At 75.8% G+C, this 20,665-nt stretch carries 16 protein-coding genes and 1 tRNA gene; 12 read left to right on the top strand and 5 right to left on the bottom strand.

The genetic code is table 11. The annotated features are described in order from the left end of the window. Nucleotides 1-42: 42 nt before the first annotated feature. The gene (treZ, locus tag ACIPK4_RS30510) at nt 43-1,797 is read left to right on the top strand and encodes a malto-oligosyltrehalose trehalohydrolase (protein ID WP_402318510.1); all 1,755 of its coding nucleotides are present in this window, start codon (nt 43-45) and stop codon (nt 1,795-1,797) included. 105 nt (nt 1,798-1,902) lie between these two features. Here treZ and ACIPK4_RS30505 read toward each other — a convergent pair whose 3' ends face one another. Next, the gene (locus ACIPK4_RS30505) at nt 1,903-3,033 is read right to left on the bottom strand and encodes an aminopeptidase P family protein (protein WP_402318507.1); all 1,131 of its coding nucleotides are present in this window, start codon (nt 3,031-3,033) and stop codon (nt 1,903-1,905) included. Between the two features lie 39 nt (nt 3,034-3,072). Further along, entirely contained in the window at nt 3,073-3,903 is an 831-nt protein-coding gene (locus ACIPK4_RS30500) for a LysR family transcriptional regulator (RefSeq protein ID WP_402318504.1), read from the bottom strand. A gap of 112 nt (nt 3,904-4,015) precedes the next feature. On the opposite strand from ACIPK4_RS30500, the gene ACIPK4_RS30495 reads away from it, so the two are divergent. The 3 genes from ACIPK4_RS30495 to ACIPK4_RS30485 all read left to right on the top strand — a co-directional run bounded on the left by ACIPK4_RS30495 (nt 4,016) and on the right by ACIPK4_RS30485 (nt 5,554). After that, nucleotides 4,016-4,534 (top strand): hypothetical protein, encoded by a 519-nt coding sequence (locus ACIPK4_RS30495; RefSeq protein WP_402318501.1) that lies wholly within the window; start codon nt 4,016-4,018, stop codon nt 4,532-4,534. A gap of 112 nt (nt 4,535-4,646) precedes the next feature. After that, nucleotides 4,647-5,408 carry a hypothetical protein gene (locus ACIPK4_RS30490; RefSeq protein WP_402318499.1) on the top strand — a complete coding sequence of 254 codons (762 nt, stop codon included), beginning with the start codon at nt 4,647-4,649 and terminating at the stop codon, nt 5,406-5,408. Between the two features lie 73 nt (nt 5,409-5,481). Continuing rightward, nucleotides 5,482-5,554: transfer RNA gene (locus tag ACIPK4_RS30485), tRNA-His, on the top strand. A 69-nt stretch (nt 5,555-5,623) separates the two neighbouring features. Here the strand turns inward: ACIPK4_RS30485 and ACIPK4_RS30480 are convergent. Further along, a complete protein-coding gene (locus tag ACIPK4_RS30480; RefSeq protein ID WP_402318497.1) occupies nt 5,624-6,379 on the bottom strand; it encodes an alpha/beta fold hydrolase in 756 nt (251 codons plus the stop codon). Nucleotides 6,380-6,508: 129 nt separating this feature from the next. Then, nucleotides 6,509-8,569: a phosphocholine-specific phospholipase C gene (locus ACIPK4_RS30475; RefSeq protein ID WP_402318494.1), complete on the bottom strand. Its 2,061-nt coding sequence runs from the start codon at nt 8,567-8,569 to the stop codon at nt 6,509-6,511. Nucleotides 8,570-8,755: 186 nt separating this feature from the next. On the opposite strand from ACIPK4_RS30475, the gene ACIPK4_RS30470 reads away from it, so the two are divergent. The 8 genes from ACIPK4_RS30470 (at nt 8,756) to ACIPK4_RS30435 (ending at nt 20,215) form a co-directional block, all read left to right on the top strand. Further along, nucleotides 8,756-11,209, top strand: a complete 2,454-nt coding sequence (locus ACIPK4_RS30470) for a hypothetical protein (protein ID WP_402318491.1) — start codon at nt 8,756-8,758, stop codon at nt 11,207-11,209. Between the two features lies 1 nt (nt 11,210). Further along, complete coding sequence (locus ACIPK4_RS30465) at nt 11,211-12,521, top strand: hypothetical protein (protein ID WP_402318488.1); 1,311 nt, start codon at nt 11,211-11,213, stop codon at nt 12,519-12,521. Beyond that, complete coding sequence (locus tag ACIPK4_RS30460) at nt 12,518-15,106, top strand: GTPase-associated protein 1-related protein (RefSeq protein WP_402318486.1); 2,589 nt, start codon at nt 12,518-12,520, stop codon at nt 15,104-15,106. The genes ACIPK4_RS30465 and ACIPK4_RS30460 overlap by 4 nt, the downstream gene beginning before the upstream one ends. A gap of 11 nt (nt 15,107-15,117) precedes the next feature. Further along, nucleotides 15,118-16,791, top strand: coding sequence for a hypothetical protein (locus ACIPK4_RS30455; RefSeq protein WP_402318483.1), 1,674 nt, complete (start codon nt 15,118-15,120; stop codon nt 16,789-16,791). 54 nt (nt 16,792-16,845) lie between these two features. Further along, the gene (locus ACIPK4_RS30450; RefSeq protein WP_376192783.1) at nt 16,846-16,974 is read left to right on the top strand and encodes a hypothetical protein; all 129 of its coding nucleotides are present in this window, start codon (nt 16,846-16,848) and stop codon (nt 16,972-16,974) included. Nucleotides 16,975-17,010: 36 nt separating this feature from the next. Next, nucleotides 17,011-17,673 (top strand): VWA domain-containing protein, encoded by a 663-nt coding sequence (locus tag ACIPK4_RS30445; protein WP_376192880.1) that lies wholly within the window; start codon nt 17,011-17,013, stop codon nt 17,671-17,673. Nucleotides 17,674-17,861: 188 nt separating this feature from the next. Continuing rightward, entirely contained in the window at nt 17,862-18,887 is a 1,026-nt protein-coding gene (locus ACIPK4_RS30440; RefSeq protein WP_402318480.1) for a PP2C family serine/threonine-protein phosphatase, read from the top strand. Beyond that, entirely contained in the window at nt 18,884-20,215 is a 1,332-nt protein-coding gene (locus tag ACIPK4_RS30435) for a protein kinase domain-containing protein (protein ID WP_376192779.1), read from the top strand. The genes ACIPK4_RS30440 and ACIPK4_RS30435 overlap by 4 nt, the downstream gene beginning before the upstream one ends. A gap of 87 nt (nt 20,216-20,302) precedes the next feature. Here the strand turns inward: ACIPK4_RS30435 and ACIPK4_RS30430 are convergent, their stop codons facing one another. Beyond that, on the bottom strand, nt 20,303-20,629 hold the full coding sequence (locus tag ACIPK4_RS30430) for a hypothetical protein (protein ID WP_402318476.1): 327 nt from the start codon (nt 20,627-20,629) through the stop codon (nt 20,303-20,305). Between the last annotated feature and the right edge of the window lie 36 nt (nt 20,630-20,665).

Here is a 20,665-nt window from a genome sequence, read left to right as displayed (position 1 = left end):
CGGCACACGATCCGGGTACCGCGGAGACGAGGGGAACCGTCCGTGCAGTTCGAGGTGTGGGCACCGCTGACAGACCGGGTCGCGCTGCGGCTGCGGGACGAGACGTACGAGATGGGAGGCGATCCGGACCGGCCCGGCTGGTGGGTCGTGCAGGCCCCGGCGGCCGACGGTGACCGGTACGGGTTCCTGCTGGGCGTGGCGCCCGGACCGGAGGCGGTCCGCCCCGACCCGCGCGGGCGGCGGCTGCCGGACGGAGCCGAAGGCCTTTCGGCAGTGGTGGATTTCGAGCCGATCGCCCCGCAGGCGGCGCCGCCCGGGGTCCGGCTCCAGGACGCGGTCCTCTACGAGCTGCACATCGGCACCTTCACCCCCGAGGGCACCTTCGACGCGGCCGCGGCCCGCCTCGGGCACCTGACCGCGCTCGGCGTCACGCACGTGGAGCTGATGCCGGTCTGCCCGTTCCCCGGCCGGCACGGCTGGGGGTACGACGGGATCGCGCCCTGGGCGGTGCACGAGCCGTACGGGGGACCGGCCGGGCTGGCCCGCTTCGTGGACGCCGCGCACGAGGCCGGCCTGGGGGTGGTGCTGGACGTGGTCCACAACCACCTCGGCCCGTCGGGCAACCACCTGCCGGTCTTCGGCCCGTACTTCACGGAGACCCACCACACCCCCTGGGGCGCGGCGGTCAACCTGGACGCCGCCGGCTCCGACGAGGTGCGCGCGTACCTGCTGGGCAGTGCCCTCGCCTGGCTGCGGGACTACCGGATCGACGGGCTGCGCCTGGACGCCGTGCACGCGCTCGCCGACGAACGGGCGCTGACCTTCCTGGAGGAGCTGTCCGCGGCCGTGGACGCGCTCGCCGCCGAGACCGGCCGGCCGCTGTTCCTGATCGCCGAGTCCGACCGGTGCGACCCGCGCACCACGACCCCGCGCGGCGCCGGCGGCCTGGGTCTGCACGCCCAGTGGAACGACGACTTCCACCATGCGCTGCACTGTGCGCTGACGGGCGAGTCCCAGGCCTACTACGCCGATTTCGCCGAGGCGCCGCTGGCCGCGCTCGCCAAGACACTGACGCGGGCGTTCTTCCACGACGGGACCTGGTCCTCGTTCCGGGGCCGCAGCCACGGCCGCCCGGTGGACCGGCGCCGGACCCCCGCGCACCGCTTCGTCGGCTACACGCAGACCCACGACCAGATCGGCAACCGGGCCCTCGGTGACCGGCTCGCCGGCTCGCTCTCCCCCGGACTGCTCGCGTGCGGCGCGGCGCTGGCGCTGACCGGGCCGTTCGTGCCGATGCTGTTCATGGGCGAGGAGTGGGCCGCGGGCACGCCCTGGCAGTACTTCACCGACCACCCGGACCCCGAGCTCGCCGAGGCGGTGCGCAGCGGCCGGCGCCGGGAGTTCGCGGCCCACGGCTGGAAGGCCGAAGAGATCCCGGACCCGCAGGACCCCGCCACCCGCGAGCGCTCCTGCCTGGACTGGACGGAGCCGGAGCGCGCCCCGCACGACCGGCTGCTGGCCTGGTACCGGACGCTGGTCACGCTCCGGCGCACGCTCCCGGACCTGCGCGATCCGGACCTGGCGGCGGTCCGCGTCGCGTTCGACGAGGAGCGCCGCTGGCTGACCTTCCGGCGGGGCGACGTACGGGTGGCCGTGAACCTGTCCGCCGAGCCGGTGACCATCGCGCTCGGCCGCAACGGGGTGCGGGTCCTGGCCGCCTGGGAGCCGGTCGAGCATCCGGGCGCCGACGGCCGCGTCCACGTGCCGGCCGAATCGGCCGTACTGCTGGGGCCGTGACGGCGTGCGTTCGGCCCGCCGCGCAGCCCTTGGCCGACGGCGGACCGCTCCGGTGGAGCCGGCCGGCCGGCGGACGGCGGACGCGGCGTCGTCCGGATCAGGCGCTCACTCCACGACGGCCAGCTCGCGCGGGGCGTTGTTGAGGCTGCGGCCGCCGTCCTCGGTGACCGTCACGATGTCCTCGATGCGCACCCCGAAGCGGCCGGGCAGGTAGATGCCCGGCTCCACGGAGAAGCACATCCCGGGGACCAGCGGCTGCTCCTCGCCCTCGACCATGTACGGGGGCTCGTGGGTGGTCACGCCGATGCCGTGGCCGGTGCGGTGGATGAACCGGTCGCCGTAGCCGAACTCGGTGATCACCGCGCGGGCCGCCCGGTCCACGTCCTGGCAGGCGATGCCCGGGCGGACGGCCGCGGAGGCGGCCCGCTGCGCCTCCCGGACGATGTCGTGGACGCGCTGCTCCTCGGCGCCCGGCTCGCCCACGTGCACGGTGCGCGAGATGTCGGAGCCGTAGCCGTGCTTGAGGCCGCCGAAGTCGAGGACCACCATGTCGCCGTGCCCGATGGTCCGTTCGCCGGCCTCGTGGTGCGGGTTGGCCCCGTTGGGGCCCGAGCCGACGACGGTGAAGTCCACCTGGGAGTGGCCGTGTTCGCGCAGCAGTGCGGCCAGGTCGGCGGCGATGTCGCTCTCCCGGCGTCCGGCGAAGGGCACCTGGAGGATCCGCTCGTACGCCGCGTCGGCGGCCGCGCCGGCCGCCGCGAGCCGCTCCAGCTCCCGTCGGTCCTTGACCGCGCGGAGCATCGGCAGGACGTCGGTGAGCGGGGCGTACGAGGTACCCGGCAACTCCCGCTGGAGGCCGAGCAGATGCAGGGCCCAGGTGTTGTCGCTGACCCCGAACCGGCCGGCCGTGTCGAGGAGCGGCGCGGCGACACCGTACGGGTTCCCCCCGTCGGCCCAGTCGCGCAGGGTCAGCGCGGGCGCCCCGGGGGCCTCGGCCGCATCGGGGGCTTCGAGGGCGGGCACGACGAGGACGGGGTCCTGCCCGGCGGCGAGCACCAGCAGGGTCAGCCGCTCGGTGTCCGCCGGCCGGTACCCGGTGAGGTGGGCGAGGTCGGGCCCGGGGGCGATGAGCAGGCCCGCCAGTCCGGCGTCGGCGGCGCTCTGTGCGGCGGCGGCCATCCGGGCGGCGTAGTCGGCGTGCGTGAACGGCTCGGGGGAGTCGGGTGCGAGGTCCATGGTGCGATCCTGCCGCCGGGCCGGGCCGCGCGCGAGCGGTTACCCGGCCGCGGCGAGCCGGGCGGCGAGGGCCGCGGCGGGCGGGGTCGGGGCGCCCGGCGCGAGGAGTTCCGTCCGGTGCACCAGGCGCGGGTCGGACACCGGTACGGCGGCGGCGGCCACCCGGCGGGGCAGCAGGACCAGCCCGTGCCCGGCGGCGGCCAGGGCGCACAGGGCGTGCAGGTCGGTGCCGTCGTAGCGCAGGGCCGGGGCGGTGCGGACGGCGGCGGGCGCAGGGGCCACGCCGGGGGCGTCGATCCAGCGGGCGTCGGCCAGGTCGTCCAGCCGCAGCGAGGCGCGGCCGTGGAAGGGGTGGCCGTCCGGGAGCAGCACGGCGAGCCGGTCCTCGCCGACGCCGGTGACGGTCAGCGGGGCCACGTCGGGCAGCCGCAGCGGGTCACTGGGCGCGGCGAGGCCGTCGACGAGCCCGAGGTCGCAGCCGCCGGTGGCGACGGCGGCCGGGACCTCGGCCGGCGGCAGCACCCGCAGCGTGACCCCGGTGGCCGGCAGCGCGGCGAGCAGCCGCGGCCCGACGGCGAGCGGGGACACGGCGAGGGTGACCCGTCCGGGCGGCGCGGCGGCCAGCCGCAGTACGTCGGCGCGGGCCGCGTCGAGCCGCAGCAGCAGGGGCACGGCGTGCTCCAGCAGCCGCGCGCCGGCCGGGGTCGGTTCGACGGGCCGCCGGGTGAGGAGCTCGGTGCGCAGGTCCCCTTCGAGGGCGGCGATGTGCTGGGACACGGCGGACTGGGTGTACCCGAGTTCCCGCGCGGCTCCGGAGAAGGAGGCCAGCCGGGCGACGGCGACGAAGGTGCGAAGCAGGTGCGGATCCATCCCCCCACCCTCCCACCGCACCGGGACCCGGCCCCCGGTGCGGTGGCCGCTGCGGCGGCCGGCCGGGCGTGGCTTCGGCGGGGGCGGGGCACGGGCTCCCTATCGTGGGTGGGTGAGCATCCCCAGTGGTCCGTCCGCAGCCGACGGCAGGCCGCGGCGCAGGTCCCGGACCGACTCCGCCGGGGCCGTGTACGGCTCCCTCCTCGCCACGTCCGTGGTGGCCACCGCCGGTACGGCCGGCGAGTACCCGCGGCTCCGGCTCATCGTCCTCCTGATCGTCACGGGGCTGGTGTTCTGGGCCACGCACGTGTACGCCCAGCTGGCCGGGGAGCGGCTGGTCGGGGAGCCCTGGAGCCGGCGCGAGATCCGCCGCGTCGCCGTGCACGAGTGGCCCATCGTCGAGGCCGCCGCCCTGCCCGCGGCCGCCGTCGCCCTCAGCGCCGCCCTCGGGCTGGACTACGTGGCGACGGCCTGGCTCGCCATGGGCGTGGCGGTGACGCAGCAGGTCGTCTGGGCGTGCCTCGGCGCCGCCCGCGCCGGGGCCACCCGCGGCCAGCTGGCCACCGAGGGGGTCGTCAACCTCGTCCTCGGACTGGTCCTCGTGGCCACCAAGGCCGCGCTGAAGCACTGAGGCGCGGAGACGCTGAGGCGGTGAGGCACCGAGGCAGTGATCAGCTCTGCTTATCGAGCGTGCAGGAACAATCGTTGGCGCTGCACCGGGTCGGGGTCGCACGATGATCGGCATGACCACGACACAGGCCCCTCAGAGCGCACGGACCACGCAGGGCGCACGGACCGCACGGATCGCCCTCGTCGGCGACCGCTCCCCGCACGTGAAGTCGCACACCCGGATCCCGCTCCTCCTCGACTCCCTCGCCTCCCGCGACGGGCTCGTCCTCGACGCGTACTGGATCCCCACCGGCGACGCCGTGGCCGAGGCCGCCTCCGGGGCACTGGCCCGGTTCGACGCCGTCTGGATGCTGCCCGGCAGCCCGTACGCCAGCGAGGCCGGCGCGCTCGCCGCGATCCGCGTCGCGCGGGAGGAGGGCATCCCGTTCCTCGGGACCTGCGGCGGCTTCCAGCACGCACTGCTGGAGTACGCGCGCTCGGTCTGCGGACTGGCCGGTGTCGCGCACGCCGAGAACGACCCGGGGGCCGGGGAGCTGCTGATCTCCCCGCTCGCCTGCTCGCTGGTCGGCCACGAGGGCCTCGTACGGGCCGAGCCCGGATCGCTCGCCGAGTCCGTCCTCGGCGCGGAGCGGTCCCTGGAGCGCTACCACTGCAGCTACGGGCCCGAGCCGCGGTACCTGCCGGTGCTCACCGCGCACGGGCTGCGGCTGTCGGGCCACGACGAGGACGGGCAGGCACGGATCGCGGAGCTGCCGGGACACCCCTTCTTCCTGGCCACGCTGTTCCAGCCCGAGCTGGCCGGGGACGGAACGCGCCCCCACCCGGTCGTGAGGGCGTTGGCGGCGGCGGCCGCGGCCCACGCCGCGGCCGGATAACGCGTGGCGGGACCACCCTCCTGATCAGATATGCTGTGCGTGCACATCGACGGGCGGCCCACCGCCCTTCGTGGTGGGTGTAGCTCAGTTGGTAGAGCACCTGGTTGTGGTCCAGGTGGCCGCGGGTTCAAGTCCCGTCACTCACCCTGATCCCCCGGGGTACGAGGTCTCCTCGTACCCCGGGGGTTTTTCGCGTCCGGGCACCCGCTCACCGGCTAGCCCCGCAGGAACGACTCCACCGCCGCGACGAAGGCGACCGGGGTCTCGTGCGGCGGGTAGTGGCCCGCGCCGGGGACGGGGTGGACGCGGCAGTCGGGGTACGAGACCTGCCACGTGGCGCGCATCACCTCCGGGGTCAGGGCGAGGTCGTGCTCCCCGACGAGGACCAGCACCGGGACCGTACTGCCCTTCACGGCGGCGGACAGGTCCAGCGGCGCCCAGCTCGCGAGGTACGCGGCGAAGGCCTCCGGGCGGGAGACGTCCAGGGAGTGCGCGACCATCCGGTCCAGCCAGTGCCGGCTCGCGCGGTGGCCGGTGACCAGGTCGAGGATGGTCCGCCGGTTGCCGGCACTGGCGGCGGCGCCGTGGAAGAGGGCGTCGGTCGCGTCGTCCATCTCGTACGGCGCGGCGGGGACCGGGTTGATCCCGATCAGCTTCTCGATCCGCTCGGGGGCCCGGACGAGGACCTGCTGGATCGCCTTGCCGCCCATGGAGTGCCCCATGAGGGAGAAGGTGTCCCAGCCGATCTCGTCCGCGAGCGCGAGGACGTCGTCCGCGATCTCGGCAAGGGTGTAGCGGCCGGCGACGTCCCTGCGGTCGCCGTAGCCGCGGTAGTCGAGGAAGGCGTACGAGAACCCCTCGGGGTCGAAGTAGTCCAGGACGGAACCCCAGTTGGCGGAGGTGCCGAACCAGTCGTGCAGCACGATGACCCGGACGGGACCGGTGCCGATCCTGCGGTGGGCGATGGCCATGCGTTCTCCCTCGGTGACGGGGTGACGGAGCCGGACGCCGTACGTTCTGCCCAGCCACACCCGCGAAGTCAACCCAAGCGTTGACTTCGCGGGTGCGAAAGCCGGGGCGGTCACCCCTGGGGGTGAAGGTCAGACGGTCTTGATCGCCGGGTCCGAGAGGCCGGGGGCGCCCGTTTCGACGTGGCCCGCGAAGCGGCGGAGGAAGGTGGTGTCCGCGTCGGAGACGACCTTGACGTCGTACCAGCGGCCCGTGGCGCTCAGGTCCACCGTGTACGCGGCCGTGCCGCCCGCCGCGACCCGCAGGGTCCGGGTCGCGCCGTCGTAGGCGTTGGTCACCGTGAGGTTGACCGCCGCCGAGCCGGAGTTGGCCAGCGTCAGCTGCAGGTTGCCGGTGGCCGCGTCGTGGCGGGCCGTGACCTCGGGGCCGGCCTTCTTCGCCGGGCCCTTCCAGGTCCGCAGGAACCCGTTCGGGCCCCAGACCGTGAGGTTGATCTGGTTGCCGGTGGTGCTGCTGGTGCTCCAGGTGTCCGAGAGGGTCTTGCCCGCCTCCACCGAGTAGGGCCAGGGGCCGTCCGTCCGGTTGCCCGAGGTGCTGTGGAAGTGCGCGCCGAGGGTGGGGCCGGAGGAGAAGGTCAGGGTGAACTTGCCGGTGGAGGGGGTGGCCTTGCCGTCCACGTACGGGGCGTAGCCCAGTGCACGGGTCGGCTTGCGGCCCGCCTCCTGTACGGGCAGCGCGCCCGTCGCCGGCGGCACCGGGTGGTAGGACGGGTGGGCGTTGTGGTCCGGCGGGACGTAGCCCGCCGTGGAGGGCAGGGCCGCGGGCGACGCGTCCGCCTTCGTGAAGTCGAACGCCGAGGTCAGGTCGCCGCAGACCGCGCGGCGCCACGGCGAGATGTTGGGCTCCTGCACGCCGAACCGCTTCTCCATGAAACGGATCACCGACGTGTGGTCGAAGGTCTCGGAGCAGACGTAGCCGCCCTTGCTCCAGGGGGAGACCACGATCATCGGGACGCGCGGGCCGAGCCCGTAGGGGCCGGCCGCGTAGCCGCCGCCGCCGGCGTAGAGGTCGCGGGTGACGTCGGCCGTGGACAGGCCCCACGCCGAGGATGCCGGCGGGTACGGCGGGACGACGTGGTCGAAGAACCCGTCGTTCTCGTCGTAGGTGATGAAGAACGCCGTCTTCGCCCACACCGCCGGGTTCGCCGTCAGCGCGTCCAGGACCTGCGAGATGTACCAGGCGCCGAAGTTGACCGGCCAGTTCGGGTGCTCGCTGAAGGCCTCGGGGGCGGCTATCCAGGAGACCTGGGGCAGCGTGCCGTTCACGACGTCGGCGCGCAGCCTGTCGAAGTAGCCCTCGCCCGCCTTGGCGTCGGTGCCCGTACGGGCCTTCTCGTACAGGGCGCTGCCCGGCTGGGCGTTGCGGTAGCTGTTGAAGTACAGCAGCGAGTTGTCGCCGTAGTTGCCGCGGAAGGAGTCGCTGATCCAGCCCCAGCCGCCGGCCGCGTTCAGGCCGTCGCCGATGTCCTGGTAGATCTTCCAGGAGACGCCGGCCGCCTCCAGGCGCTCCGGGTAGGTCTTCCAGCCGTAGCCGGCCTCCTGGTTGCCGAGGACCGGGCCGCCGCCGGTGCCGTCGTTGCCCGTGTGGCCCGTCCACAGGTAGTAGCGGTTCGGGTCGGTCGCGCCGATGAAGGAGCAGTGGTAGGCGTCGCAGACCGTGAAGGCGTCGGCGAGCGCGTAGTGGAACGGGATGTCGTTCCGCGTCATGTACGCCATGGTCGTCGCCGTCTTGGCCGGGACCCACTTGTCGTACTTACCGTTGTTGTACGCCTGGTGGCCGCCGGCCCAGTCGTGGTTGAGGCCCTCGACGAACTGCATGCCCAGGTCGCTGACCTGCGGGTTGAAGGGGAGGATGTCCTTCGTCCCGTTCGACTGGTAGAAGACGGACTTGCCGTTGTCCTGGAGGACCGGACGCGGGTCGCCGAAGCCCCGGACGCCCTTCATCGAACCGAAGTACTGGTCGAAGGACCGGTTCTCCTGCATGAGGACCACGACGTGCTCGATGTCCTGGATGGTGCCGGTGGTGCCCTGCGCCGGAATGGCGGCGGCTCGCGCGATGCTCTCGTTCAGCATCGCGGTCGCGGCGCTCGCGCCCGCGATCTGCAGGAACCGGCGACGATTGAGTTCAGCCATGGGGTGACGACCTCTGCGGGTGAGGGGGGGTCGAGGGGCGCCCCAAGGACAGCGGTCCCGGGGTACCGGCGGGAGATCGCTTCATGACGCGGCGCGGTACAGCTGGAGAACGGAAAGACCTCCCGGACGGTCCGCGCATCTGCTGAAATGACCTCCCAAACACACTGCACGGGGGGCGCAGAACAGATGGCGGGGACCGAGTTCGGGCATGCCCTCGGGCGATCCCGCGCGCTCTCCGGCCTGCCGGCTGCTCCGCTGGTGGCACGGTACGGGGAACTCGTCTCCGCGCAACAGGCCCTGGGCTTACGGCACATGGCCGACGTACTGGTTCCGGCCGGCGGACGGTTCCGGGTCCTCGACGGGATATTCGCGGTCGAGGGGCCGGGGCGGCGGCGCCACATCGGGGCGCGGACGCTGCGCGCGCTGCGGGCCGCCCCGGGGGACGCCGGCACGGGTGCCGGCGCGTCGGCGGCCGGGGCGGCACCTCTGCTGGAGCGGCTGACCGCACTCCAGGAGCAGGATCCGGCCGCGCTGCGCCGGATCCTGCTGTACCAGCTGGTGCGGCTGCTCCACGACCATCCCCGGGGGCACCTGCCCGAGACGGCCACCGGGTTCGGGGTCGACCCCGACGAGGCGGCCGCCCTGGTGCACGCCGCCGCCGGGAGCCCCCGGCTGGATCCGGTGCAGCGGGCCGCCGCCGAGGGGCTGGAGGACGCGTGGCTGGCCGGGCGGGTGCGCGCCGCCGCCCGCGACGCCGCCGCGCTGCCGCGGGCCGTGGCCGGCGGTGACCCGCTGCTGGCGCGGCGGCTGGCCGGGCTGGCCGGGCGGGTGCGCGCCGCCGACGCCCTGCTGGACGAGGCCCGGGAGCACGAGGCCCGGCGGGACCCGGACCGGGCCGCGGCGGCGTACGGGCGGGCGGCCCGGCTGGCCTGGGACTGCCCGCGCGCGGTGCGCGGCCTGGTCCGCACCCACCGGGCCGGCGGCGACGGGCGCCCCGGGCCGCTGGAGGCCCGGCCGGGGCCCGGCGGCGTCGACCTGCGCCTGCCGTCCGGCGCCGACCCGGACGCCACCTGGCGGGTGGTCCGGCTGACCCGCCGCGAACCGCTCACCACTCCGCTCCCCGAGGTGCCGGGTGCGCTCGGTGCGGGGCCGCTCGGAGCCGGTCCGCTGACCGATCCGCGGGCCCCGCTCGGGCGGGAGGTCCGGTACGTGGCCCTCCCGCGCGGGGACGCCCACGGCACCCCCCTGATCAGCGCGCCGCTGTTGGTGGCCCCCGAGGTCGCGCAGCTGCGCCTCGCCGACGGCAGGGCCCGGATCGAGGCCTCGTGGCTGCGGCCGCCCGGCGCGGCCGGGGTCCGGGTGACGCTGACCGGCCCGCAGGGGCGCACCGTGGAACTCGGCGCCCCGCTCCCCCTCGACCCGGCCGCTCCGGGCACCGGGCCCGGCGGGAGCACGTGGGCCGGTGCGGCCGGCGGCCCCGCCTCGGCCGGCAGCGGCCGTACGGCTGCCACCGCCCACGGCGCCCCCACGCCCGGTGCTGGCGGCGGCGAGGCCGCGGGCGACGCGGCCCACGGCACCACCGCCGGGGGCGGACGGGAGTCCGTACGGGCCGAAGGGCTGGCGGCCGGCGCCCACGTCCTGCGGGTGCAGTGCCGGTACCGGCCCGGCAACGGCGCGGACGAGGTGCTCTCCCCCGGGGTCGAGGCGCCGGTCACCGTGCACCACTGGCCCGATCCGGTGCTCGGCCTCGCCGCGGCCCCCCGGGACGCCGGCGGGCTGGAGTTCCGCTGGGCGGGGGGCGCGGGGGCCGACGTACGGCTGGTCGAGTGGCCGGGGGACGCCCCCGTTGAGGGCGCCGAACTGGCGGCCGCCGAACTGCCGCCGGCGCTGCCCTGGGTGGACGCGGCCGGGATCGCCGAGCCCCCGCCGGGCACGCTGGCCACCGTCAGCGCCGTGGCGGTCCTCGGCGAGCGGGCGCTGGCCGGGCCGGGCGTGGCGGTCGAGGCCCCGGAGGCCGTCGCCGGGCTGACGGTCCGGCGGACCGCCGCCGGGCGGGCCAAGATCACCTTCGACTGGCCCGACGGAGCGGGCCGGGTCACCGTCGCACTCACCCCCGAGCGGGGCGGCGAGCGCACCGAACACCCCGTCGTACGGGCCGTGTTCCTGCGCGAGGGGCTGGAGCTGCCGGTCGGCCCCGACGCCGTCCGCGTCACCGCGTACGCCGCCCCGCGCAGCGCGCTCGCGACCGCGGCCGCCCCGCGCGAGGCCGGCCAGGCCCTGCTCCCGGCCGACGTCGCCATCGCCTACCGGGTCGTGCCCGGGCTCCGGCGGATGCTGCGGCGCGGTCCGGCCGTGCTCCGGGTGACCCTGCTCGCATCCGGCGGGGATCCCGGCTCCGGACTGCCCGACTTCGTCCTCGTCGCCGCGACGGGCGGCGGGGCCCGGCCCCACCGGGCCGCCGACGGCACCGAGTTGTGCCGGGTGACCGGCGCAGAGCTCGCGGTCTCGGGGACCGTGGAGCGCGAGCTCGCCCCCTGCGCACCCGGCGGCCCGTACGCCGTGCGCGGTTTCCTCCTCGGCGGCCGTGCCGCCTCCGTCCGGCTCGACGAGCCCTCCCTCACCTCCCTGGTGGTCCGCTGACATGACCTCCGTCGTCTGCCCCTACTGCTTCGACCGTTCGGCCGCCGCGCGGCTGCCGTTCCGTTGCCAGATGTCCGCCACCGGTGTGCGCGGCGGCAAGCCCTGCACCGCTGAACTCGACGGGATATGGGCCGAGTTCATGGGGCCGAGCGTGCCGCCCGCGCTCAAGATGCGGGGTCCCGTCTTCTCCGCTCCGCGGGGGCTCGCCGGCCGGCTCGGCGGGGGCACCCGGGCGGACTGCCCGGCCTGCGGGGTGTCGACGCCGGTCCGGGTCTGCCTGCGCTGCCACAGCGACTTCCCGAGCGACTACACCGACCAGGACACCCGGATCATCGCCCTGCTCGGTCCCAAGGCGTCGGGCAAGAGCACGTACGTGTCGGTGCTGATCAACGAGTTGCGCAACCGGGTGGGCCGCGCGTACGGCGCCTCCATCACGGCGATGGGCGGCGAGACGCAGCGCCGGGACCGCGAGATGGCCGAGGACCTGTACGACCGGCTGCGGCTGCCGCAGGCGACCAGACCCGCGGCCCTGGGCTTCAACGACCCGCTGCTGTACCGGCTGAGCCTGCCGCTGCGCCGCCGGTTACGCGGGGACGGCAGCCGGCACACCGCGCTGGTGTTCTTCGACGCGGCGGGCGAGGACCTGGGCAGCGCCGAGGCCATGGACCGCTACACGCACTACCTGGCGGCCGCCGACGGGATCATCCTGCTGGTCGACCCGCTGCAGATGCGGGCCGTACGGGACCAGCTGCCGGTGGACTCGGGCCTTCCGCTGCCCACGGTGGAGACCCCGCCGCAGCAGATCGCGGCGGATCTGGCCGCGCAGCTGCGGGCCCACGGCCGGGGCACCTCGCGCGGCCGGGTCACCACGCCGGTCGCGGTGGCGGTGACCAAGACGGACTCCCTGTTCTCGCTGCTGGGGGACCACTCACCGCTGCGCCGCAACGCCGACCACGCGGGCGGCGCGGTGGACGACGAGGACCGGCTGGCGGTGCACGAGGAGATGCGGGGGCTGCTCGACGGCTGGGACTCGGGGGCCCTCTTCCGGCAGCTGGACCGCGACTTCGCGCAGCTGTCCCTGTTCGGGCTCTCGGCGCTCGGCTCCCCGCCACCCGCGCACGCCCCGGCCGACGCGCCCAAGTCGGGGCCCCAGCCGCTGCGGGTCGAGGATCCGCTGCTGTGGCTGCTGGGCCTGGGCGGGCTGCTGCCCCGTACCGGGACCGGCGGCACCGGCCGGCGCACGGCGGCGAGACCCGCCGCGAGCACGGGTGCCGTGACCGGCGGGACGCACGTTCCGGGAGGAGAGGCGTGAACCTCGCCCAACTGCACTACACCTCGGCCCCGCCGGGCCCCGACGGCTCCGGTTTCCGGTTCACCGCCGTCAGCCCCGGCGTGCCCGCGTCGCTGCTGCGCGAGGCCGAGCAGCTGATCGGGTACGAGCCGCCGCGGGACGCCCCGCCGCGGCCGAGCGCCGACCAGCTGGGTTCCTTTCCGCAGGCCCTCAGCCTGAACGTGCTCTCGGACGGCAGCCGGCTGCTGGCCCGCTCGGTGTACACGGGCGCCGACTACAGCGGCCGCTGGGGCAATTTCCACGCGCACGCGGTGCATCTGCCGCAGCCGGCGGACGCGGAGCGGCCCGCCGGGGGGCAGCTGCCGATCACTTCCTGGGGCTCGCCCCAGTGGGCGGCCGACTCCCCGCCGGCCGGGGCGCCCGTGCCGGTGCTGGCGTCGGTGCCCGCCCCCGGCCCGCTCGACCTCGGCAGGCTGGCGGCCTTCGTCACGGCCCGCGGGCAGTGGCTCGCCGGGTTCTTCGCCGACGTGCGCAGGCTCGCAGAGGATCCGGCCGCCCCGCAGCTCGTCCTGGTGGAGGAGGACAGCGAGGCCGTGGCCTGGTGGATCATGCTCGCGTGCAGTGTGCTGCCGCACCGGCGCGGGCAGTGGCTCACCTTCACCACGTACACCCGGCGACCCCAGCTCGCCCGGCAGCGGATCATCGGCGTGGTGCCGGAGGACGGTCTGGGCCTCGCCGGACAGGAGCACCGCTACCGGGTGTACGACCCGGCCCGCGCGTCCGCGCCCGCCGCGGTCCCCGACCCGTGGGCGCAGACCGCCGCGCTGATCTGGCGGGCGCAGCGGCAGGAACTCTTCGCGGACGTCCGGCGGCTGCCCGGCGCGCGCTCCGGGTCGGCCGGGGCGGCCGGGTCGTCGGGCGCGGCCGCCGCGCCCGGGACGGCCGGGCCGTACGAGGCGGGCCCGCTGGCCGCGCTCGCGCTCGCCGCCGGTGTCGGCCTGGACTCGGCGGCCCGCGCCGCGGCCGCCGACTGGGCCGCCGCACACCGCGGCGCACTGGACGACGCACGGCTGGCCGCGCTGGCCCGGGCGCTGGCCCGGCCGGCCCCGGACCGGGGGCCCGAGGAGGCCGCCGCGAGCGGTCGGCTGCTGACGGCCCTGGCCGGCTGGGCGCCCCCCGCGGTGAGCGAACCACTGGTGGAGCTCGCCCTGGCCGCCGCGGTCCGCTCGGGCGGCGCCGCCGTGCCCGCCGGGCTGCTGGGCGAGGCCGCGCGGCGGCGGCTCGCGGCCGAGCTGGGACCGGAGCTGCGCAGCGCGCTCACCGACCCGGCGCGCGAACCGGACGACCGGACCGGGCTGTTGCGGATCGCCGCCGAGCTGGGGGTGGACACCGCCGACCTGCTGCCCGAGGTGGCCCGGCGGCTGGCCCACGCCCTGATCACCGGGCCGGAGCGGACGTACGGGGAGGCCATGGGGGCCGCTCTGACGGAACTGCCGGGGCTGCGCCGGCTCGTACTCGACCGGCTCGACGGGCTCGCGGCGGGCGATCCGGCGGCCGGGGCCCGGCTGTTCGCCCGCACCCCGCTCCGGCTGACCGGGGACGAGGCGCTGCCGCACCTGCGGATGTGCGCGCTGGCGCCCGCAACGGCGGCCGGGGACCGGGTGAAGGCGCTGACCCGGCTCGTGGAGCACTCCGGTGCGTCGCTGGAGGAGGATCCGCTGGTGCTGCGGACGGCGATGCGGCTGGTGTGGGACGGGGAGCCGCCGGGTGCGGACGAGGCCTGGCTGGCCCTGTCCGCGCTGGGCGACCGGGCGCACCGGGAGGCCGGCACCTGGGAGCTGCTCGCGCGGGCGGCCGTGTCCGCCCCGGCGGGCGACCGGTCGGCGCAGGAGCTGGCGCCGGAGCTGCTGCGCCGGTTCCCCACGGAACTCCCCGCCGAGCTGCGGTCCTCGCTGCTGCTGCTGGAGCTGGCGCGGAACCTGCGGGTGCGGCGGACGGAGCCGGGCTGGGTCCGCCTGGCCCTGGAACTGGGCGCGGCCGGGCCCACGGCGACGGCGCGGGAGCACGCGTACGCGGAGGCGGCCGCACGGCTGCTCGCCGAGGACCGGCCCGGGAGCGAGGTGCGGGCGCTGATCGAGAGCAACGACGCCGAGCTGCTGGCGGCGTACCGCCGGGCCGCCCGGGAGCCGCGGGTCGCGGACCGGCTCAGGCTCGACCCCGCGTACGCGGCGGAGTGTTTCGCCACCTGGTCCTCGCAGCCCCAGGCGGGGGCACTGTGGCAGGAGACCCGCACCGATCTGCTGGACGGCGTGCTGCGGCCGGTCGTACGGGGCCTTCCGCCCGGGGAGCTGGCGGAGCTGGAGGAGGCGCTGGCCCGGCTCGGCGGCCGCTGGGCGGAGGACTTCCGCGGCTGGCAGCGGCCCGGCGCCTTCGGCCGGCTGCGCGGCCGCTTCGGCGGCTCGGGCCGGCGCGGCGCACGCGGCGCGCCCGCGACCCCGCCGTACCGCGGCGGCTCCGGCGGGCCGATCGCGCCCGGCGCCGACCCCGCCGACCCCGCCGGCCCCGCCGGCCCCGCCGGCCGCGCCGAGGACGGACGGCACCCGTGAAGGAAGGGAGCATGCCGGACATCGACCTCCTGTTCATCGCCCAGATCGTGGGGTGGGCCACGGGCGTGATCGCGGTGGCCATCTGTCTCGGGTACGGCCTGTGGCGGTTCACGGCCCAGGCACTGGGGGCCGCCGCGAACGCCTTCGCCGTGCGCACCCCCGGCTCCCCCGACCCGCGGATCACCCCGTACCCCGGGAAGGAACCGGCGCAACCCGCCTACTGGACCCGGCAGATGTGGACCGACGCGGCGGCCGCGGCGCGGGCCGGCGCGTACGCCGTGTGGTACCTGCTGGCCCACCACTGGCTGGACGAGATCGTCCGCCGGCGGCTGCTGCGCGGCTGCCACGGTACGACCGGGGACGAGGCCGACCATCTCCTCGGACGGCTCCTGCTGCGGCTGGTCGCGCCGGCCACCGCCCTGGCCGCCGTGCTGTCGGCGGTGCTCTCGTCCGCCCTGCTCCTCGGCGTCGCGGTGGTGTTCGCCGTCCAGCTGCTGCTGGTCCGGGCCGTGGCCCTGGCCGGGGTGCTGGGCGGGCGGGGCGCCGATGGGCTGTGGAAGCTGGCCCTCGGCATCCGCATGAAGTGCCCGTACCCGGGCTGCTACCGGCCGTTCCCGCTGGCCGTGCACCTGTGCCCGGGCTGCGGGGCCGCCCACCGGGAGCTGTGGCCGGGCCGGTACGGGGCGCTGCGCCACGTCTGCCGGTGCGGCCGGGCCCTGCCCACCACCGCCCTGTCCGGCAGGCGCAAGCTCTCCGCCCGCTGCCCGCACTGCGATCAGGAGCTGCCACCGGCCGTGGGCACCACGCGGGTGGTGCACCTCCCGTTGATCGGCGGCACCTCCGCCGGGAAGACCATGCTGATGGCGGCGATGCTCGACGGGCTGCGGTCCTGGTCGCACGAGTCCGCGCTCACGGTGGAGTTCGCGTCCCCGGCCGACCGACGCGAGGCCAACACCCTGGGCCGGCAGGTCGAGTCGACGGGCTGGGCGCTCAAGACCCAGGGCGGGCAGCCGCGCGCGCTGATGCTGCTCGTCGGGCGCGGCGGGCGCGGGCCCCTGCGGCGCCGCCGGCTCCTGTACCTGTACGACCCGATGGGCGAGTCGCTGCGCGACGCGGACACCACGCGGCGCCAGGAGTACCTGGCGCACGCCGACGGGGTGCTGCTCGTCGCGGACGTGCTGGCCTCGCCCGTCGTACGGCGCGCCCTGCGCGAGGGCGACGGGCGGCTCGCGGTGGAGGCCCGGCCCGCCGACCTGGGCCCGGTGGAGACGTACGAGGCGTTCACCGGGGAGCTCCAGGGCCTGGGCGGCCGGCGGCGGCGTCTGGGAGTGGCGGCGGTGGTGACCAAGCGCGACGTCCTCGACCGGCTCGGTTCGCTGCCGCGGCCGCAGGGCCGCCCGGTGGACGCCTGGCTGGCCGAGATCGGGCTGGGCGAGCTGGTCCGCGCGCTGGGCCACGACTTCGCGGCGGCCCGCTACTGGTCGGTCAGCGCCCGTGCGGCCACCGGCGCGGGCGCGCTGGCGGCCGAGCAGCGGCGGGCGGCGGAGCCGGTGCTGTGGCTGCTGTCACGGACGGGGCTGCGGATCGGCGGTCCGGCGGCCGCCGTGCAGGAACCACGCCTTCCGCGGCTGCCCCGGCCGCGCGGCCGCGCCGGCAACCCGGCACCGGATCGATCAAGCCTGTGACGTGGGCCGGGGCGAGGGCTAGGGTCGAAGAGTCGCTGAGAGGAGCAACACCCCATGGTGACACCGCAGATCGCACGGGGGCGGCTGCTGATGCTGGTCCTGTTCGCGGCGGCGGTCGTGATGACGGCGGCCGCCGGGGTGGCGGCGCTGGTGCGGTACGTACCGCAATGGCTCGGGAGTTGAAGGAGATTAGCGGTGAGTGACATCCCCGGCGGGCCGATGGCGAACCGGCCCGTCCACTTCATCTGGCTGCTCGACTGCTCGTACTCGATGCAGGGCGAGAAGATCGGCCAGCTCAACTACGCGATCAGAGAGGCCGTCCCGGAGATGCGCTCCGTCGCGCAGGACAATCCGGCGGCCCAGCTGCTGCTGCGCACGATGACGTTCTCCACGACGGCCCGCTGGCACCACCAGGACCCGGTGCCGGTGGAGAACTTCACCTGGCAGGACGTCCAGGTGGACGGGATGACCAATCTGGGCGAGGCCCTCCAGATGGTGGCCCGCGAGCTGGACACGCCGCCGATGCCGCAGCGGGCGCTGAAGCCGGTGCTGGCGCTGGTCTCGGACGGGGTGCCGACGGACGACTGGAAGGCGGGACTGCGGGCGGTCGACGCGACGCCGTGGGGGCGCAAGGCCGTACGGGTGGCCATCGCGATCGGCGCGGACGCCGACCGCACGGTGCTCCAGGAGTTCCTGGGCAATCCGGAGCTGCAGCCGCTGGACGCGAACAGCCCCAAGCAGCTGGCGGCGGCGATCCGCTGGGCTTCGACGGCCGCGGTCAAGGCGGCCTCGCAGCCGGTCGCCGGGGCCTCGGACCCGATGGCGAAGCAGCCGCCGTACGCTCCGCCGGTGCTCGACGACGACGATGACGACGTGTGGTGAGCGGGCCCGTGTCACCGGAACCACCACCGGTACCCCCGTCCGTACCACCGTCGGCACCGCAGCCGGTGCCGCAGCCCGTGGCGCCGTCGGTGCCGCAGCCCGTACCGGCGCCGGTACCGCAGCCCCCGGCGCCGGCCGGGCCGTCGGCCGGGCCGCTCTGGGTCACGCTCCGGGAGAGCGTCCAGGGCGTGAACAAGACCCGCAACCAGGACTACTGCGAGGTCTCGGGACTCGGCACGGCCGAAGAGCCGCTCATCATGGCCGTGGCCGACGGGCACGGCTCCGCGGTGCACGCCCGCAGCCATCTGGGCTCCCGCTTCGCGGTGGACCTCTTCGTCGAGGAGGCCCGGCGGTTCGGGGCGCTCGCCCAGCCGCGCGGTGACGAGCGGCCGCCGAGCCTGGCCTGGCTGATGCACTACGCCGAGCACGCCTTCCCCCGCCAGCTCGTCAGCGCGTGGCGCGAGAAGGTGCTCGGCAACTGGGAGCGGACCAGCTCGCACCGGGAGCCCGGCCTGTCCGAGGAGCGCAAGGTACTGCTCTACGGGAGCACGCTCGTCGGCGCGGTGCTCACCCCGCGGGTTTTCGCGGCCTGGCAGCTCGGCGACGGCGAGCTGACGGTGGTGGACGACGCCGGGCGGGTGACGGTACCGCTGGCGCCGGCCGAGGCGGACCTGGGGGACGAGACGGAGTCGCTGTGCACCCCCGAGGCGTGGCTGCGCGTACGGGTGCACTGGGCCCCGGTGACGGCGCCCTGGCGGGCGCCCCGGCTGGTCGCGGTCTCCACCGACGGGCTGTCCAAGAGCTTCGCCTCGGACCGGGGGTTCCTCCAGTTCATGGCCGGGCTGGACGACCGGCTGTCGGCGGACGGCGCCGACACCGTCCGGGCCGTCCTCCCCGGGTGGCTGTCCAAGGCCTCGCAGCACTCCGGGGACGACACCACCCTCGTGGCGGCCTGGCACCCGGGCACCCCGCCGGCTCCGGCCCCGACGCCCGGCCCGACCGCCGCGCGGACACCGGCACCGGCTCAGTCCCCCGCTCAGGCTCCGGATCCGTCCCCGGCTCCGGCTCCAGATCTGCCGCCGGCCCCCGATCCGGCTCCGGCTCCGGGTGCGGAGGCCCTCGACGGGGCGCCACCGGCCGGGACGATGTGGACCGCGCCGGAGGAGGCCACCGAACCGGCACCACCGACCGACCCGTACGGGAGAGAAGAATGAGCGGCATGCTCGACAGCGGAACCCTGCTGACGACCGACAGCGGGACGGGCGTGGAGGTCTTCGACCTGCTCGGCGCCGGCGGCCAGGGGGAGGTCTACCGGGTGAGGACCCCCGCCGGGTACCAGGCGCTCAAGTGGTACTACCCGGCCTGCGCGACCCCCGCCCAGGAGGCCATCGTCCGCCAGCTGGTGGGCCGCGGCTTCGAGGACGACCGCTTCCTGTGGCCGCTGGACTTCGTGGCCGACGCGCGCGGCGGGTTCGGGTACCTGATGGACATCCGCCCGGACCGGTTCAAGGGCCTGCCCCTGCTGTTCCGGCGGCAGCTGCGCACCTCGCCCCGGGCCCTGCTCAAGGCCTGTCTGTACACGGTCGAGGCGTACCAGGCCCTGCACTCGCGGGGGATCGCGTACCGGGACATCTCCTGGGGCAACATCTTCTTCGACCCGGCCACCGGCGACGTGCTGGTCTGCGACAACGACAACGCGGTGGTGGAGGGTGACAGCACCGGCATCTCGGGGACCATGGAGTTCATGGCGCCCGAGCTGGTGCGCGGCGACCCGGGGGTCTCCCCCGGCACCCAGAGCGATCTGCACTCGCTGTCGGTGCTGCTGTTCATGCTGCTGATGAACCACCATCCGCTCAAGGGGCGGCGGGAGCTGGCGATCCACTGCCTGGACGAGGCGGCGGAGCGCAAGCTGTACGGGAAGCAGCCGCTGTTCGTCTTCGACCCGCAGGACCGGTCCAACGCACCCGACCCCGTCGAGCAGTCGACCGTGCTGGCGACGTGGGCGGCGGCGCCGGACTCGCTGCGGGAGCTGTTCACCAAGAACTTCACGGCGGGTCTGCACGATCCGACGACGCGGGTCCGCGAGTCGCAGTGGCGGGACACCCTGCGGGCGGTGCTCGACGGCGTGGTGGAGTGCGCACAGTGCGGGCGGCAGAACATGACCGAGCCGCGGTCCGCCGATCCGGGCACCTGCTGGGGCTGCGGGAGCACGCTGGTGCTGCCGCCGCGGCTGGTGCTGACCACGCCCCCGCCGCGCACCGAGCACCACATCCTGCTGCACCGGTCCTCCCGGGTGCAGGCCCACCACCTGGCCCCGGAGCCGGCCCGGCACGACTACGGCGACGGGACCCTGGTGGCGCTGCTGACCGAACACCCGCAGAAGCCCGGCCGGTTCGGGCTGGCGAACCGGTCGGGCTCGGCGTGGACGGGGACCCGCGCGGACGGCTCCACCCAGCGGATCGAGCCGGGCCAGACGGTACCCCTGCGTTCGGGCCTGGAGCTGGACTTCGGCGGCGCGCGGGCCGTCGTACGGGCCAGGTAGGCCGGGTAGGCCGCGTGGGCCGGGTGGGCCGGGTGGGCCGCGTGGGCCGCGTGGGCCGGGCAGGCGCAGCGGGCGGAGCGGCCGAGGTCAGTTCGTCAGGAGGCGGCTGATCTCCTGCGCGAGGGCGAGTCCGCCGCTGCCCGCTCCGAGGCCGATCGTGATGGTCTCCAGGGAGCGGCGGATCAGCCCCGGCTCGGCCGGGCGGCCCTGCTGTGCGGCCCGGTCCAGTTCGCCGTGGAGGTCGTCCGCCGCCCGGATCCGGCCCGGGTCCGCGTCCTGCTCGCGCAGCCACCGGGCCAGCTCTGCGGCCAGCCGCAGGGTCTGGGCGGCGCCGTCCTGCTGCCCGACGTTGATCGTGCCGTGGTCGCCGATGATGCCGGCGGTGACCTTCTCGTTGAAGTTGAACGTGCCCATCTCGTCTCCTGTGTCCGCTTGCGCTGCGTGGTGGGG

This window comes from Streptomyces sp. NPDC086989, assembly GCF_044745505.1.
In the GTDB taxonomy this organism is placed as follows: Bacteria; Actinomycetota; Actinomycetes; order Streptomycetales; family Streptomycetaceae; genus Streptomyces.
Note: the sequence above shows the minus strand (reverse complement) of the source record. Positions and strands in the feature narration are given on the sequence as shown.